Here is a 14,498-nt window from a genome sequence, read left to right as displayed (position 1 = left end):
TTCCCCCTCTACGCTTCCTTAAGATCAATTTCTGTTAACGCTGCTTCCACGCCGTTTACGAATAACGCGATGCGGTGGATGCCGGGGTAATGTTTCCGGGTGGAAAGATCGGCCCAGTGGTGCGTCCGTTTCCCTTTTATAACTGCGCCGCCCTGGACTTCTTTATCGGTGAGCAAAAACAGTTTACGGGAGGTATTCCCCCGCGATTTCACAAAATAAATGCCGTATTCGATTCTGACTTTCACCGGCCGGCCGTTTGGAATTTTGATTTTGTAGTGAAGGGTGCTGTCTTCTCCAATGGATAGTTCGTCTGGGGTCATGGTGATGGCAGCATCCTCCGTCTCCACTGCAGGATATCCAAAAAGCTCCATGATGGCAGGGTTTGCCTGACGAATCAGGGTCCGGCTGCCGTGCCGTAAAATCCAGTCCGTGCCGATGCTCGTATGTTTCCACTTCCGCACCATCTCCACCACCACGTCCGGGTTATCCTTCGCAATATCATTAAAGTTGTTGGCAACGCTTTTCTTTACGTAGGAGGAGCTGTCGTCGAGCAGATTTTCAAGAATAGGCAGAACAGGCTCCGGATTCCGTTTGAACATCGGCAGGGCCTGTCCCCACGGAAGCCGCGGCCGGCACCCCTCGCTTGCCAGCCGCCGCACATGTTCATCCGGATCCCCAGCCCATGTCTTCATCTGCTTCATCATACGTTCCGGATCTTTCAGAATAAAAGCGCGTACTGCAAACTCCGCCGAAGACCTTTTCGTGAACCGCTCGAGCGCTGTCATTGATTCCCTCCAATTTTCTTCTGCCAGACCATACACTTCCACAAAGTCAGGAAAAAATAAATACCGGAGGCCGGTGCATTTTTCATCGATTAGGTAAAGCACGTTCAGAGCTTCTTTGAAATCAGACGGCAGATATTTTCCTAAAACCGTGCTGATGCGGCGTATTCTGTTTTTAAAGGCAAGATCCTCCCACCCGTTTCCGGTAACGTCCTCTACAAATCTCCCCGTCTCAAACACAGGATAGACACCGTGAACTTTTTTTCCGAAATTCTCGATGAACTCCAAGCTGAACCCATCTTTTAAATCCGCCACATTGCATTCTCCTCATCCTATTTATGTTTGCATGTTATACCTTCGAGTGATTCCCTCCAGCTAATAAGGGCAGGGAGCAATAATTCACGTCCGGTGCACCATTTCATTGAACATTGCTTAATGACAGGGCTTTCACCGGCTGTTACATACGAAAGGTATGCTTCATTTCACCAGCACCGTTGTTTTTTTCATTATAAGGAACGTTTGTTCTTCTTATTTTACCAGACTCCAAAAGGAAAAGGAATCCTAAAGAATTTCCCCTCCTTGTTTCTAAATGGAGTCTTCTCGCCTGAAATGATAAATTGGATACAAAAAAGCTCCCTCTAACGTCGTCAGATGCGACAAGGGAGCTTATCTTATTGCGTGGGGAATGAGTGTTATTCCGCAGGTTCAAGGTCTTCAATAGAATCGATATCCATGTACGTTGGTACAGCCAATCCGGTCTTGGCCCCTTCCAGATTGGGACCAAGGTCTTCAAAGTTTTCTTCGTGTTCTTCATAAAAGCTGGCGTGGGTTTTTGGCATCCATGGTGCCGTTGATCCATCGGCATCTCCGGAAGCAACCGCTTCGAACACCACAGATGGATCGACCGGCGTGAGCGTTACCTCATACCCTTTTTGTTCCAGTGCGAGTTTTACAACTTCTGAGGACGCCCGTTCGGAATCCCAGGGAGTCAGTGCCAGCTCAATGGACTTCCCATCCACAGATTCTACTCCGTCTATCCATTCATCTACTTTATCCTGATTGTTATCCACCCACTGCTGGGCAACTTCAGGGATCTCCATTTCCTGGGCCTCAAGCAGGAAGGACTCGGAATCTTCAAGCGTCCAATTGAATCTGTCCAAAATAGTATAGGCGCCAGGCATGTCTTCTTCCAGCCCCTGTCTCGCAATAGTTCTAATTTCCTCAGCATCTCCGTAGACATTCTGCGGGTCTTCCAAATACTTCAGATCCCATTGGGCGAACTTATAGTGGGGATTCCATCCGGTAATGATAATTGGTTCCTCATTTTCATACCTGGTTCTTAGTTCAGATAACATGGCGGCCGTTGATGCAGTATTTTGTTCCCAGCCGGAGAGGCTGTCATATTCCGATATCGCATTTTCCGTTGATTCAGTAATGCCGGCCCCCGGCTCAATGCCAGTGATGGTATAATCAACTTCTTCTCCAACACCGGCGGCAGATTCATTCTGTTCTTCCGCGCTGTCCCCTGCATTATCGTTTGTATTATCATCAGCACTATTTTCTTCCTCTTGCTGTCCACACCCTGCTGCTGCAATAGTTAGAGATAATCCAGCGGCAGCGATTATTTTTTTCCAATAAAACCTATTCACTCGTGCAAACACTCCTTCTGGGCGGTTGAGTCCTTAAATTTTTGGTAACAGAAATAATGGATCCATTTTTTATTATCTGTTAATAACTATTTTTAAATTCTAATGAATTTTCCAACCTCACTCAAATCGTGCTTGCGAAGAAATTTGTCTGTATTTCCCGTGAATCTCAGACTTTATCCAACCTTACGAGATATACGAGGAATATCTTCATTTTTTCCTCTTTATAGCCGGTACCAGTGGTTTTATTCATCCATGTCTTAATAAATGGCAGGCTGTATCATCCAGCTTTTATAAAGAGGACCCTGTCCATTCTCCTATTCCTTATCAAAAAATTTCATATGTGTTTTTTCCTGCTTGTAGTAGTCCAGTCTATCCCTCAGAGTGCCGGTATGAAATTCAAATTTATGGCCGTCCGGGTCTGTGAAATATATCGATTTTTTATCCCTTGTATCTCTTGCACGCCCCGGCAGGATGTTAACATTTAATTCTTTTAATTTTTCATACATGCTGTCAAACTCCGCTTCGTCAATCGAAAACGCGATGTGAGTATAAGAATGGTGGATGTCACGGCGAGGGATATCTTTTTCCACATTGAGTGCCAGCCACATGCCATTCAAGTCAAAATAAGCAGTGTTTCTCCCCTTTACCAGCAACTGTGCATCAAAGACATTTTTGTAAAACGCGATAGACGTTTCTAAATCTGAAACGGAAAACAAAAAGTGGTTTAATCCTTTTACCGGCACTTCAATACCCCCTCGTATCTTATCTATTTACTGTCCTTTTGCTATGTTTTCTTTCATTTCTTCTACACTTTCCACCTCAAACCCTAAGTCGGACAGCATCTTGTGATCCTCGGTCTCCTCCTGGCCGCCCGTCGTTAAGTAGTCTCCGATAAAAATGGAGTTCGCTGCATAGAGGCCAAGAGGCTGTAAGGAACGGAGGTTCTCTTCTCTTCCCCCGGCCATGCGGATTTCCTTTGCCGGATTCACAATACGGAACAGTGCTAAGGCTTTTAAACAGTAAAGCGGGGTTAATTCATCGACGCCTTCCAGCGGCGTTCCATCGATCGCATGCAAAAAATTTATCGGTATTGAATCTGCGTCCAATGACTTTAAACGATAGGCCATATCGACAACATCCTGTTTTGATTCTTTCATTCCAATAATAACCCCGGAACAGGGAGAAATTCCAGCAAATTTTGCTGTATCGACGGTATTTATTCTGTCTTCAAAGGTGTGGGAGGTGGTTATATTGGAATGATTTCTTTCGGACGTATTAATATTATGATTGTACCGATCTACCCCTGCTTCTTTCAGCCGCGATGCCTGTTCCGGTTTTAACAATCCTAAACAGGCACAGATTTTCATGCCATAGGCTTCTTTTATTTCTGCCACCGCGTCCACAACATGGTCTATCTCTTTATTGGAAGGGCCGCGGCCGCTGGCAACAATACAATAGGTACCAATATCTAAATCATATGCCCGCTGTGCTCCTTCGAGCAAGGTTTGTTTATTCACCATTTTATATGTATCGATGGGAGCTGTGGAAATCGACGACTGCGCACAGTAGCCGCAGTTTTCCGGACACAGGCCGGATTTGGCATTCATGATCATATTCAGCTTTACTTTTCTGCCAAAATATCTTTTTCTGATTTGAAAGGAAGCATGCAGGAGTAAAGGAACATCTTCATCCGGGCACTCCAGAATAGAAAGAGCCTCCTTATTCGTAATCGTTTCCCCCTCTAACACCTTCTCCGCAAGTTCGCTCCATTGATTCATTCCATCTCCTCCAATGTATCACTTAAAATGTAAACCATTTATAAAAAATAGTAAACATTTAAAATGATAGAATTGTTAACCTGTATTGTCAATGTATTAACGAAAATTTATTTTTATTTAAATATTCTATTTAAGGAATATTCTCTTTGTGGTATACTTCAAGTATGCAAAAAGTATTTCAAGCTCTTTCGGAGTCCAACCGTTACGACATCGTTGAATTATTACGTCAGCACGGCTCCTTGACGGTAGGGGAGCTTGTAGATAAAACAGACCTCCGTCAGCCCCAGGTATCCAAACATTTACGCATTTTACATGAGGCCGGAGTGGTGGAGATGCATCCCGACGCCAACCGGCGTGTATACAAACTGCGGCCTCAAGCTTTTACAGACTTGGACCATTGGCTGGCATCCTATCGTCAGATATGGGAAGACAGGTTCGATCAATTGGACGATTACCTGAATTATATTCAGAAAAAGGGGGATCGCAAGTAAGCTTCATCAAAAAATGATGGATATTCATTTCTGGGAGGGATTTCATGTCCAATCAAAAAACAGTGTCCAAGGTAGAAGGAAAAGATCTCATTCTTGAACGTGTATTCGATGCCCCGAGAGAACTGGTGTTCAAGGTTTTTACGCAATCGGACCATCTCGCCAATTGGTGGGGGCCTGAGGGGTGGACGACAACGAATTATCAAATGGATGTAAGGCCTGACGGTGTCTGGCACTTTTGCATGCGCTCCGAAGCAGGAGAAGAATCCTGGGGTAAAGTTATCTATCATGAACTTACGGACCCGGAAAAGCTGGTTTATACGGACGTCTTTTCGGACAAAGAAGGCAATACCCTTGAAAATATGCCCCAGGTACTCGTAACCCTGCACTTTGAAAATCATGACGGTAAGACAAAGCTGATCAGCCGCGCCCAGTTCCCATCCGAAGAACAGTTGAACCAAGTGCTTGACATGGGTATCATCGACGGCATGATCAGCACCTGGGATTGTCTGGAGGATTATTTGAAGGTTACTCAGTAAAGAGTATCAAAAGCACAGTTCTCAGGGAAAAGGGAACTGTGTTTTTCCCTTTCATGTCGAGGTACAAAAAAGAATTTGATATTGGCAGCTGTTCCTTTCTGTCCATCCAGCAGAGTATGTAATAATGGCGTGGTTTCATCAGACATTTCCATCGCCCTTTCGGCGTTTGCGCTTATTATATCAAATCTTCTGCCGCTCATTTTGCAGTATTGTTTTTCCCCTAAATTTTCTTTTCTGATATCCTCAACCATCATTCAGAGAATGTTAGTTGTTAGTTGTTATTTTCAGCTCTGTTTTTTAATTTTTGTGCACGGGACACAATAAAATTTCTCATATATTTCTCCAAAAACACGTGGTCGGCCAAACGTCCAATCGGTCCAAAAGGGGACGTATACTCCAACCTATCTATCATCAGGGTCCCCTCTTTTTCTTCTACAAATTGATGAGTATGGTGCAAAGAGCGGAAGGCTCCTTTTACCATAACATCTACAAACTGAACGGGCTTTTCCATTTGTATCACTTTTGCTGTCGACCTCTGTTTGATCCCGAAGTGAACAACTTCCCAGGTAACCATATCCCCTTCTTCCAGCAGTCCCTGTGTTACGCCTCCCACCGCTTTTTCCTTTGTTTCAGCTGTCGTTTTTGTATGGACCTCTACGCCTCTTGCAAGGTCAAAGCATACATCTCTGGATGCCTGGATCCATTGCTTATGTTGAATAACAGGCATCAATATCCTCCTTTCCTAAAGCAATCTGTTTGATAAGATCCGGTTAGTAACAGCTCTGGTGCTCCTTTAAAACAGCGGGGGCCGGTGCGGGCTGGCGATCAGCTGCAGCCGTTTTTCGATCATTGCATAAGTAAGCAATTGTTCTTTTTGACTCTCCAGCCATTCTTTAGTTTCTTGATGCTCCGGGTGATTTTTATCTGCTATAATTTTCAAATACTCTTCAAATCCCCCTTCTCCACCTATATCCTCGGGAGGTCTTTCCCCATTTCCATCCAGGTAGAAAGCTCTCAGCTCGTTGGATGTCACAACCTTTTCCTTAGTGATGATATGCTCCCAGGCATCTCCAAAATCATACTCATACATTGCCTCATTATTGCTGGATAAAATATCTTCCAGTGCTGTAAACCGTTCCTTCTGTATCTCAAAGGCCTCTTCATTTAGGAAATCCATCGTAGCCGGATCGTCATCCATCACGATGTTGATAGGCTTCTTTTTCTCTCTGTTCACAAAAAATTGGTGCAAATGCTCGTCCTGCCAGTTAAACACGATCTGGATGACATGATGAAGGTGTTGAAAAGAGAGCGTGGAAGGCACCTGCACACGTCTCCAAATGTCATGCTCTTCCAGATTGAGTTGAATCTTCAACTGATACAGCTTAACCTCCAGCACCTCTTCCCAGATTTCATTTTCAGCCGCTCCATAGACACGACCCAGGCCCTCAAGCAATCGCTCCACCGGATAGAAACCATCGTTTTTTCCTTCCAGCTGTACCCTCCGGCCCATCTTCATGCTGAGAAATGGCTGGATATTTCTGTCTTTATCTATATACCTCTCCAAAAACTCTACTTCACGCACCGTATTATTCATTTTTGAGATCATACTCCGATCCGCTGTTTTAGAAAAAGAAATTTCTCCGGCTTGTCTCATGTAGTGTTCGATCACTTCTTCCCGAACTCCCTCTATCCGTAAAATCTTCCGGACCGCTTCATCAATCAAACTCTTTATTTTAGAAAAATCTTTTTTAAGCATGCCATAGATTACGACAGGATACCTTGTTTCATTATTTATTAAAATAACGACGCTGCGTTTATCCATCGAGACAACATTGGCATGCCACGCCATAAAACGGCTGGGGAATTCCTGATAATCCCCAGGTGCGGCCAGTTCCCCGTCTTTTATTCCAATCTTTTCACGCAATGCTTTCGTGCATTGAATCAACATTCCTATCCCTCCATTATCGATTTTATTTACTTGTTTTCATGAACGTGGTATTGACAAATTTCGCTTTACATCTTCAAGCATCAAAAGACTGTAACAACTTTGTTGTGTCTGTAGTACTGTCCGGGATGATCTTCTTTTACGATTCATTCTTTATCATTTCCACCATAACATAACTTATTTCTCCCTATGCCACCCGTTACTTTTTTCACCTTGTTTATCACTATGTAGGCAGCCCGTGCGCCCCTTTTAAATATACCTCTGTATGTAATGTCTCATAGTGAACCCATAATTTCATCATTTACAACTAAATTAATAGAATAACGGCTACTTATGTTAAAATGAAAAAATCAAAGATTGATTTTCTATACGCGAAACATCTCAGGAGTGAACTTACATGGAAAAAAAAGACATAGCAGCGATACGCAGGCAATTGAAAGTAGATAATGATTTACTACAGATCTCCGACATCTTCAATGTATATGTTATGAAGGAAACGACAGAGATTTATCACCATCAGAGTCAGCCGTTTGAGATGCTTAACCGGGACCAGCAGGAGCTTTTCATGAACAATTTTAAAAAAGTGCTGACCGGTCAATTGGATGAAAAATTATTTGAACTAAAATTTCGGCGGGACGCGGAACATTCCAGCCAGCTGATCTTACATAAAGGACTTTTGAGCAGGGACACGGAGGACTGGAAAGAACAGATGCTGCATATGACGCAAAAGATGATTGAAGATCATCCGTATGAAAAGGATATCGTCATTACCTTCATTCGCGCGGACTACTTAAAGCCAACAAAACGTCGGAATGAGGAATCCGAGGAAAACGAGCGGGATGCGGTTTATTCGAATCCTTTTATTCTTTGCAGCATTAATAAAACAGAAGAGCCAAAAAAAGAAATGCAGTTCGACTATATCGAGAAGGAGTTTAAGTACAACATTGAGGTAGATCCGGTTATTGATCTCCAAAACCCAATGGCAGGCTTTCTTTTTCCCTCCATTACAGATGGGGCTTCCGATGTGAACCGTATTCTCTATGCGGCAGGGAAAGCAGGTGACCCGGACTACCGATTCATCGAAGAAGTCTTGAACGGAGAAGAGATCATGACAGCAAAAGAGGACAAAGCGGTATTCGATGAAGTCATAAAAGATGTCGTAGGAGAACAGGTCAGCCCTTCCACCCTCGCAACGGTATATGGAGAAATTAACCGCGTTGTTGAAGAAAATGAAGAAGAAACGCCGCCCACTCTCGATTACAAAGACGTCGAGCAAGTACTGAAACAGAGCGGGGAACAAGTCGATTCCGAAAACGTGAAAACGGCGTTCCAGCGGGCCGCCGATAATGAAACCTACGAACTGAAAGCAAGCAGCATCGTCCCGAAATACAAGTCAAAGTCGATCAAGATCAACACCAAAATAGCCAACATCTCCATCAGCCCTCAGGACCTGGAGTACGTCAGACAAGTTAACTATAAGGGGAAACGCTGTATTATGATTGAAGTGGATGAGGATGCAGAGGTGGACGGTTTTAAAATGCTGCCGGAAGCTTTTAGTGAATGAACTGTTACTGAATAATTGTACAGTTATGTATAAAAAAGCAGTGTAGAAATCTGATCCGCCCCTTTCAAGATTTTCTTATTGAAAATTTTAAGTTGCTTTCTTTAATAAGGCATACATCTTTAGTTTTCCATTATGGAACGAACCACACCTTTTAATTCCTCTTTGTCGACTTTCGTGCCGCCTACATTAAACATGGCATCCTGATATATAAAATAAAAACGATCTGCTATCTTAGGAGATTCTGTTGACTCAAAATAAAACGTTACATTATCAAAGGTTTCTTTCTCCAGGTCTTCTTTATTTGGGGGGAGGCTGGTGCCAGGACTCTGAACAATATAGAGTTCTCGCAGTTCGTCATCGTTGGAAGCATATTCCGTTTCAATGTATGACAGGTCTTTGTTATTTAACGAATCCCCTTCCTTAAGATTTGCTTCGGTGGAATTGAGACGTTCCTCTCCATTCTCTGAGATCTTATGGCCTTGGGTATTTCCCTTTTCATCAATCCCTTGAGGAAGGTCTTCTCCATCGGGAAGCAATACGGTGTTTTGGGATGTTTCTTCGTCATCGTCATCCACTGTATTATTGGCTCCATTTGTATTTTCATTTGTGTTTCCTGCTTGTTTTGGTAGGTCATTATCAGATATTCCATCAGGACTTAAAAGAAAAATCCCTGTCATTACCACAATAATTCCACCAATAATACTTGCTGCCAAAGACCTATTGGAATTCAAAGCAAACCCTTCCTTTCTATTCCTTTAGATATATTGCTTTATATAATCTCCAGTTCACTATGAATCATCACTGCATCCATTTGTCTCTCCCTGCCAAGCTTCGGAGGATTTGACATTTATGATGGAATGTAAATCTTTTATGTTTTTTTGTTTCCGTTTTTTACTATTATGGGCGATGCGTTTCTTGATACAATGCACAAAAAGAAACCAAAACCCTCTCCCTCCCATTCTTTTTCTTTACTATGTCTTCAGGACAGCATGATAATTCTATGCTTCGAATTTTCTTTCTCTCCACTGCTTGGATGAAACCATCGAAATATCAGAAAACCGACAACATTGAAGAGAAAAATGATCGTTCCCCAACGCCAGGCAGAGGCATTTTTATGGTGGACATGAATAATTCCCCATAGGAAAAATAGGATCCAGTACAGCAGGATACCTGTATAGAAAATCAAGGCAGAAAGCTCATAGAAGGTGTTTATATCCGTTTCTATTTTCCAATTCATATTTTGCTGCGCGGTAATCCCTCCCCTAAGAAAAACACTGCCTATCCCTGAAGGTTCCTGACTGAAAGAAAAACGCGGTTCTGTTTCAACCACTTTTTTTGATACAGCATCGTCAATCGGTTCTTCATTGACATGATATACGGAGAGTTCTTGGAGATAAGGGCTGTCTATTTCCTGATGAATTTGCCATTCTACCTCATCGGAAATTTCCTTGTGTTCGTCTATGATGATGTTCATTACATTGCTTGCTATCCTTGATTGTTCCATGACCATATGTTCACTGTAGTTGGAAAGACCAAATCCCCCGACGATGGAAAGGAAAAGTATCACAATCCCAGCGTATAACAGCTTATTCGCAAAGGATTTCTGCTGCTTTGAAACTTCATCCAGGATACGGGGAATAACAGTATCTCCTCCAAATCGTTGAATGGCTAATTCTTCTGCTTCTTCCTGAGAAAAACCTTTCCGCTTGATATCTTCAGCTGATTCATATAAATGATTTTTCATTTCATTCTGCAGATCCAGAATTTCCTGTTTATCCTTATTCCGTTGTTGAAACACTTGTTCTACATATGTATCAATTTGTCTCATAGGTCTGTCACCCCGCTCAAACAGCCATTCATAATGTCACTCATCAAGCCCCATTCTTTTTTCTTTTCCCGCAGTGTTTTGCAGCCCGCATTCGTTAAGGTATAATACTTTCTCCGCCCGCCTGCGCCCTGCTCATCTCCCCAATAGGAGCGTACCCACTTTTGGTTTTCAAGCCTTTTGAGAGAAACATAAAGGGTTCCCTCTTTCAATTCAAACTGGTCCATTGTTTTAATGCGAATATACTTGGCCAGTTCATACCCGTACCTATCCTGATCATGTAACAGAGCCAGAATTATCGTATCGATATTTCCCTTCATCAATTCTTTCGAAATCTGCACCAATATCGACCCTCCCTTTGTTATTTATTGTAAAAAATAATACCTCATAATACAAGGTATTTATTAATAAAAAATACATGCTTCTGCATGTTTTTAAGCTAAGTATTAAAAGACTTTGTGCTTACAAATTTTTATTTAAGATACTAATCTTGCTATAGAGTTATCGAACGACGATACTGAATAAAAGCATAAGCTCCCTATCCGATGGAAAAATAAATGCTCATATGTTCATTGATATAACAGGGGAGGGGTTTTCCAGTTCCTCCTTTTTGAATATATCTATCCCTTTTCACTTGATAAACTATTCTATGTTTTCAAATGATCCTTATGTTTCTTATAATTTGTGATTCCGAGCATAATTCCTAAAATTGTTCCAATCAGGAGGAAAGTTCCGCCAAAAATAAAATAGAGAAGAAGAAGAGCTATTCCCACTCCAAGGATATAAAGATCGATTCTCAGCTTAAGAGATAAAATTGAATTTACGTTCTGTGATAGGCTGAATCCAGCCAATAAACCAGCGATCCCAGTAACCATATGGGAGTGGGGAAGACGTTATGAACGCTTCGAAGTGATAAAGTCACCCTACTTTTGAAATAAGCACAGTAATGATAATGAACAAGGCAGGCCAAAATTCATAAATTTATAGACTACTCCTGGGACACATTCCCTTCGTCCCAAGAATAGCCTTAGAAAAATGGAGGTATAAATCTTTGTCTTGATGGCGATTATGGAAAAAAAGAGACACGGAGGGAAACACATGAAGATTAAGATGTCTGAAAAAGAGGCGAAAAAGGAGGCCGTAAAAATAAAAAAACTGGCTGACAAATATCATCTCTCAAGGAAAAAGAAAAAATAACATGGGGCTATAAATTTTTGTTACATGGTATGGAGCCAACTAAAGGGATGAAATTGTTAGTACCTAAGAGAAATTTTATACATGTAGGGGGCTAGTCTACTAAAGATTTATATAACATCCCATTATAAACGGACAGAAAGGAATGATTATCCACTTTGTTGCTGCCTGGAAAGCCAAGTGATCAATTGCTTCCGGTCAATCAGAGTGACTTTATTCTTGTAGGCTAAGCGATAGGCGTTGGATGTATAATGACTGTTAGTGATAACCCACGCTTGATCCGCTTGATAGTAATCCATTCCACTTCGGACTTCCTGGACAGCTTTCACCCCTACATTGGATTGGTATCGCTTCGCCTGAACGGCGATGGTCGTATTACCCTGCTCTAATAATAAATCCACCCCGTAATCTGCCCCCTGCGCTGTTCGTTTCACTTTATACCCTTCCTGTTTCAGCCGTTCCTCCAGGAATAGTTCAAACGTTTTCCCTTTCATGCGATCTACCCCTTTAATGCCGGAATGTCGAATCCGTTTTCTTTTGAGCACCTCCATTCCAACGATGAAAACCATGATCAAAAAAAACGCGGTAATACCTGCTGCCACCGACAACCCAAAGGACCCTGTCTGCCATAAGACGAATAGAAAGGATCCAATAACAACAAAACCTGCTAATGATTCAATATCTTTCTCTTTCAATTTTCTCCACCTGTTCTACAAAAATTTCTCATCATCGTCATGATCCATAGAGGACCAGCTTTTCGCGTCAGGATATTTAGGACCAAAAAAGTATCCTATAAACCCCCAAGCCACTTGAATATCTCTGTGGGTTACGCCCAACGTGTCCGCTTGTGCTATGTAAATATCAAATATGTCGGGATGATTATTGACCAGTTCAAGAACGTTTTTCGTGGGTAGTTGTAGGGGTAAATGCAAAATTCTAGCTATCTCACACTCTTTGAAACATGGTACACGGATTCTGCAGCAAGGTCTATTTTTGGTTAAAAAACAAAAAAAAAGAGAGCTAAAAGCTCCCTTTTCTTAACGCTCAATGTATTCAACCATTCCTCCGTTGTCTGCTAATTTAACTTCTAATCCATTCGCTGTTTCCAAGAAAAACGTACCTTGCAGCCATTCATCTTCCTCTTCTCGTATCACATCACCTTCAAGGTCCATGACTGTCATTCCGTCCTGCCTGGTGACGACGAGCTTATCCTCCAAAATGGTCATTTTGTCAATTTTGCCAGTGTACACGGTTTCTTCTTCTTTACTTAACATATCAAAGGCGACAATGCTGTTTCCATCTCGGAAAAATATTTTTGAACCAGCAAAATGTAATTGGTCACTAGAAACTTCTATGATCTCTTTCACTTCATAATTGTAATCCCCAGGAGAATGTACTTCGTCTTTTAACACGCCGTTTTCTATGAAATAAAAATGGGTGTACCCATCTTCCACGATAACGTAATTTAGATTCATACTACTGCGAGTTCCTATTATTTCTCCGTTTTTAAGCGTATATCCGTCCGTGCCTTCTTCTGTTGTAATAGGAACAGCAATATTTCCGCTGCCAAGTCCAACGCGCAAGTTAGAATCCATATCAAAATTTATCAGCTTTCTTTCTTCTTCGCTCGATTCTTTGTAAACCTCTGTATCCTCAATAGCATAGCTTTCTACTTCTTCATATTCACCGTTCTCATTCTTTTGGTATGCACTTAATGTAGAAGGATCAGACACACCATATAATAAATCATCTTTGACAACGTACTTCCCATAATCTCCTGCCATTGGATCAATAGGCTCTCTGTCTGAATCCTCGTCTGTGGATCTATGGAGAAACGTGACAAATTGCGCCCTTGTCGTTGCTTCAGAAGGTGCAAACGTTCCGTCATCTTTACCGCCTGTAATACCGCTATGTGCCAAAGCGCTTATATCTCCATAGTTCCAATAGTCAGGCTGTATGTCCGTAAAGAAGAAATTTTCATTATCTTCTAGGTCTAATGCTCTTGTCATAACGGAAGCCATTTGTGCCCTTGTCAGGGGTTCATATGGTCTGAAGTTTCCGTCTGAACCTCGCAAAATACCTGTTTCATCCATCACGTCTATGACATCCATTTGTGGGAAGTCATCTGGAATATCATTAAAGTCTCGGACTTCATCATCTTGCCTTTCTAATCCTAATTCCTTCTTAATCATAGAAGCTGCTTGAATTCGTTTTACTGGCTCATTCGGCCCGAATCTTCCGTCAGGAAAACCGCTCATGGTTCCTCTGTCTGATAGTTTATCAATGGAATCATACGCCCAAAAATCTGGTGGAACATCTGGAAATTCAACCGCCGATACCGCCGATGGAGCAATTAGTAAACCTGATAACAACGCCACCCCTGCTATTTTTTTCATATTCCTCATCCTCCTTCTATTTTCACAGTCATTGTACAAGAGAAAGATAACCTTTGAAATGTTTTTTCCCTCGAAATGAAAAAAGGCTGCTAAAGTATGTACCCTATTACAGCCTTTTGGTCTATTATACTAGTTTGCATGTTTCATATCGTTATCTTCTTCCTCTTTATCATGTAAAGAACGCCTAAACTCACCAGCTATATAGAAATTGCTAAATTCGTCTTTTATTCGGCAACCCTCTGTGATCCGCTGTTCTCGTTTTCATTCGTTTTCCGCACTCATGACAATTGACATATACCATTCCTTTTGGAACAAAATGCTTATCTTTATTTCCACAG

The 14,498-nt window shown here is 42.0% G+C and carries 14 protein-coding genes; 3 read left to right on the top strand and 11 right to left on the bottom strand.

Annotation, left to right across the window (positions count from 1 at the left end):
- Window positions 1-8: 8 nt before the first annotated feature.
- The 4 genes from G475_RS0112360 to bioB all read right to left on the bottom strand — a co-directional run bounded on the left by G475_RS0112360 (window position 9) and on the right by bioB (window position 4,209).
- Window positions 9-1,097 carry a DNA alkylation repair protein gene (locus G475_RS0112360; RefSeq protein ID WP_026701574.1) on the bottom strand — a complete coding sequence of 363 codons (1,089 nt, stop codon included), beginning with the start codon at window positions 1,095-1,097 and terminating at the stop codon, window positions 9-11.
- 377 nt (window positions 1,098-1,474) lie between these two features.
- Entirely contained in the window at window positions 1,475-2,431 is a 957-nt protein-coding gene (locus tag G475_RS0112355; RefSeq protein ID WP_026701573.1) for a glycine betaine ABC transporter substrate-binding protein, read from the bottom strand.
- Window positions 2,432-2,745: 314 nt separating this feature from the next.
- Window positions 2,746-3,174 (bottom strand): FosM family fosfomycin resistance protein, encoded by a 429-nt coding sequence (gene fosM, locus G475_RS0112350; protein ID WP_026701572.1) that lies wholly within the window; start codon window positions 3,172-3,174, stop codon window positions 2,746-2,748.
- A gap of 27 nt (window positions 3,175-3,201) precedes the next feature.
- Window positions 3,202-4,209 carry a biotin synthase BioB gene (bioB, locus tag G475_RS0112345; protein ID WP_026701571.1) on the bottom strand — a complete coding sequence of 336 codons (1,008 nt, stop codon included), beginning with the start codon at window positions 4,207-4,209 and terminating at the stop codon, window positions 3,202-3,204.
- 164 nt (window positions 4,210-4,373) lie between these two features.
- Between bioB and G475_RS0112340 the strand changes: the two genes are divergently transcribed.
- Together G475_RS0112340 and G475_RS0112335 are read left to right on the top strand one after the other, a co-directional pair.
- Window positions 4,374-4,700 carry an ArsR/SmtB family transcription factor gene (locus G475_RS0112340; protein WP_026701570.1) on the top strand — a complete coding sequence of 109 codons (327 nt, stop codon included), beginning with the start codon at window positions 4,374-4,376 and terminating at the stop codon, window positions 4,698-4,700.
- A 44-nt stretch (window positions 4,701-4,744) separates the two neighbouring features.
- The gene (locus G475_RS0112335; RefSeq protein WP_026701569.1) at window positions 4,745-5,236 is read left to right on the top strand and encodes an SRPBCC domain-containing protein; all 492 of its coding nucleotides are present in this window, start codon (window positions 4,745-4,747) and stop codon (window positions 5,234-5,236) included.
- Between the two features lie 271 nt (window positions 5,237-5,507).
- Here the strand turns inward: G475_RS0112335 and G475_RS0112325 are convergent, their stop codons facing one another.
- Together G475_RS0112325 and G475_RS0112320 are read right to left on the bottom strand one after the other, a co-directional pair.
- Complete coding sequence (locus G475_RS0112325; RefSeq protein WP_026701567.1) at window positions 5,508-5,963, bottom strand: SRPBCC family protein; 456 nt, start codon at window positions 5,961-5,963, stop codon at window positions 5,508-5,510.
- A gap of 66 nt (window positions 5,964-6,029) precedes the next feature.
- Window positions 6,030-7,184: a plasmid pRiA4b ORF-3 family protein gene (locus tag G475_RS0112320; protein WP_026701566.1), complete on the bottom strand. Its 1,155-nt coding sequence runs from the start codon at window positions 7,182-7,184 to the stop codon at window positions 6,030-6,032.
- 394 nt (window positions 7,185-7,578) lie between these two features.
- Here G475_RS0112320 and G475_RS0112315 point away from each other — a divergent pair, with 394 nt between their 5' ends.
- The gene (locus tag G475_RS0112315) at window positions 7,579-8,745 is read left to right on the top strand and encodes a DUF4317 domain-containing protein (RefSeq protein ID WP_026701565.1); all 1,167 of its coding nucleotides are present in this window, start codon (window positions 7,579-7,581) and stop codon (window positions 8,743-8,745) included.
- 119 nt (window positions 8,746-8,864) lie between these two features.
- On the opposite strand, the gene G475_RS0112310 is transcribed toward G475_RS0112315, so the two are convergent.
- The 5 genes from G475_RS0112310 to G475_RS26350 all read right to left on the bottom strand — a co-directional run bounded on the left by G475_RS0112310 (window position 8,865) and on the right by G475_RS26350 (window position 14,160).
- On the bottom strand, window positions 8,865-9,476 hold the full coding sequence (locus G475_RS0112310; RefSeq protein WP_026701564.1) for a hypothetical protein: 612 nt from the start codon (window positions 9,474-9,476) through the stop codon (window positions 8,865-8,867).
- 248 nt (window positions 9,477-9,724) lie between these two features.
- Entirely contained in the window at window positions 9,725-10,573 is an 849-nt protein-coding gene (locus tag G475_RS26355) for a permease prefix domain 1-containing protein (protein ID WP_051302460.1), read from the bottom strand.
- Window positions 10,570-10,911, bottom strand: coding sequence for a PadR family transcriptional regulator (locus G475_RS0112300; protein ID WP_026701563.1), 342 nt, complete (start codon window positions 10,909-10,911; stop codon window positions 10,570-10,572). The genes G475_RS26355 and G475_RS0112300 overlap by 4 nt, the downstream gene beginning before the upstream one ends.
- Window positions 10,912-11,913: 1,002 nt before the next feature.
- Window positions 11,914-12,459 carry a restriction endonuclease gene (locus G475_RS0112285; protein WP_026701561.1) on the bottom strand — a complete coding sequence of 182 codons (546 nt, stop codon included), beginning with the start codon at window positions 12,457-12,459 and terminating at the stop codon, window positions 11,914-11,916.
- Between the two features lie 342 nt (window positions 12,460-12,801).
- Complete coding sequence (locus tag G475_RS26350; protein WP_026701559.1) at window positions 12,802-14,160, bottom strand: S-layer homology domain-containing protein; 1,359 nt, start codon at window positions 14,158-14,160, stop codon at window positions 12,802-12,804.
- Window positions 14,161-14,498: the final 338 nt, after the last annotated feature.

The sequence above is a fragment of the Salibacterium aidingense DSM 18341 genome, from assembly GCF_000429685.1.
GTDB classification, from domain to species: domain Bacteria; phylum Bacillota; class Bacilli; order Bacillales; family Marinococcaceae; genus Salibacterium; species Salibacterium aidingense.
Note: the sequence above shows the minus strand (reverse complement) of the source record. Positions and strands in the feature narration are given on the sequence as shown.

Excerpts from the sequence above, each read along its gene's own strand:
- bioB (WP_026701571.1), bottom strand. The coding sequence starts at position 4,209 with ATGAATCAATGGAGCGAACTTGCGGAGAAGGTGTTAGAGGGGGAAACG.
- G475_RS0112340 (WP_026701570.1), top strand. The coding sequence starts at position 4,374 with ATGCAAAAAGTATTTCAAGCTCTTTCGGAGTCCAACCGTTACGACATC.
- G475_RS0112335 (WP_026701569.1), top strand. The coding sequence starts at position 4,745 with ATGTCCAATCAAAAAACAGTGTCCAAGGTAGAAGGAAAAGATCTCATT.
- G475_RS0112325 (WP_026701567.1), bottom strand. The coding sequence starts at position 5,963 with ATGCCTGTTATTCAACATAAGCAATGGATCCAGGCATCCAGAGATGTA.
- G475_RS0112320 (WP_026701566.1), bottom strand. The coding sequence starts at position 7,184 with ATGTTGATTCAATGCACGAAAGCATTGCGTGAAAAGATTGGAATAAAA.
- G475_RS0112315 (WP_026701565.1), top strand. The coding sequence starts at position 7,579 with ATGGAAAAAAAAGACATAGCAGCGATACGCAGGCAATTGAAAGTAGAT.
- G475_RS26355 (WP_051302460.1), bottom strand. The coding sequence starts at position 10,573 with ATGAGACAAATTGATACATATGTAGAACAAGTGTTTCAACAACGGAAT.
- G475_RS26350 (WP_026701559.1), bottom strand. The coding sequence starts at position 14,160 with ATGAAAAAAATAGCAGGGGTGGCGTTGTTATCAGGTTTACTAATTGCT.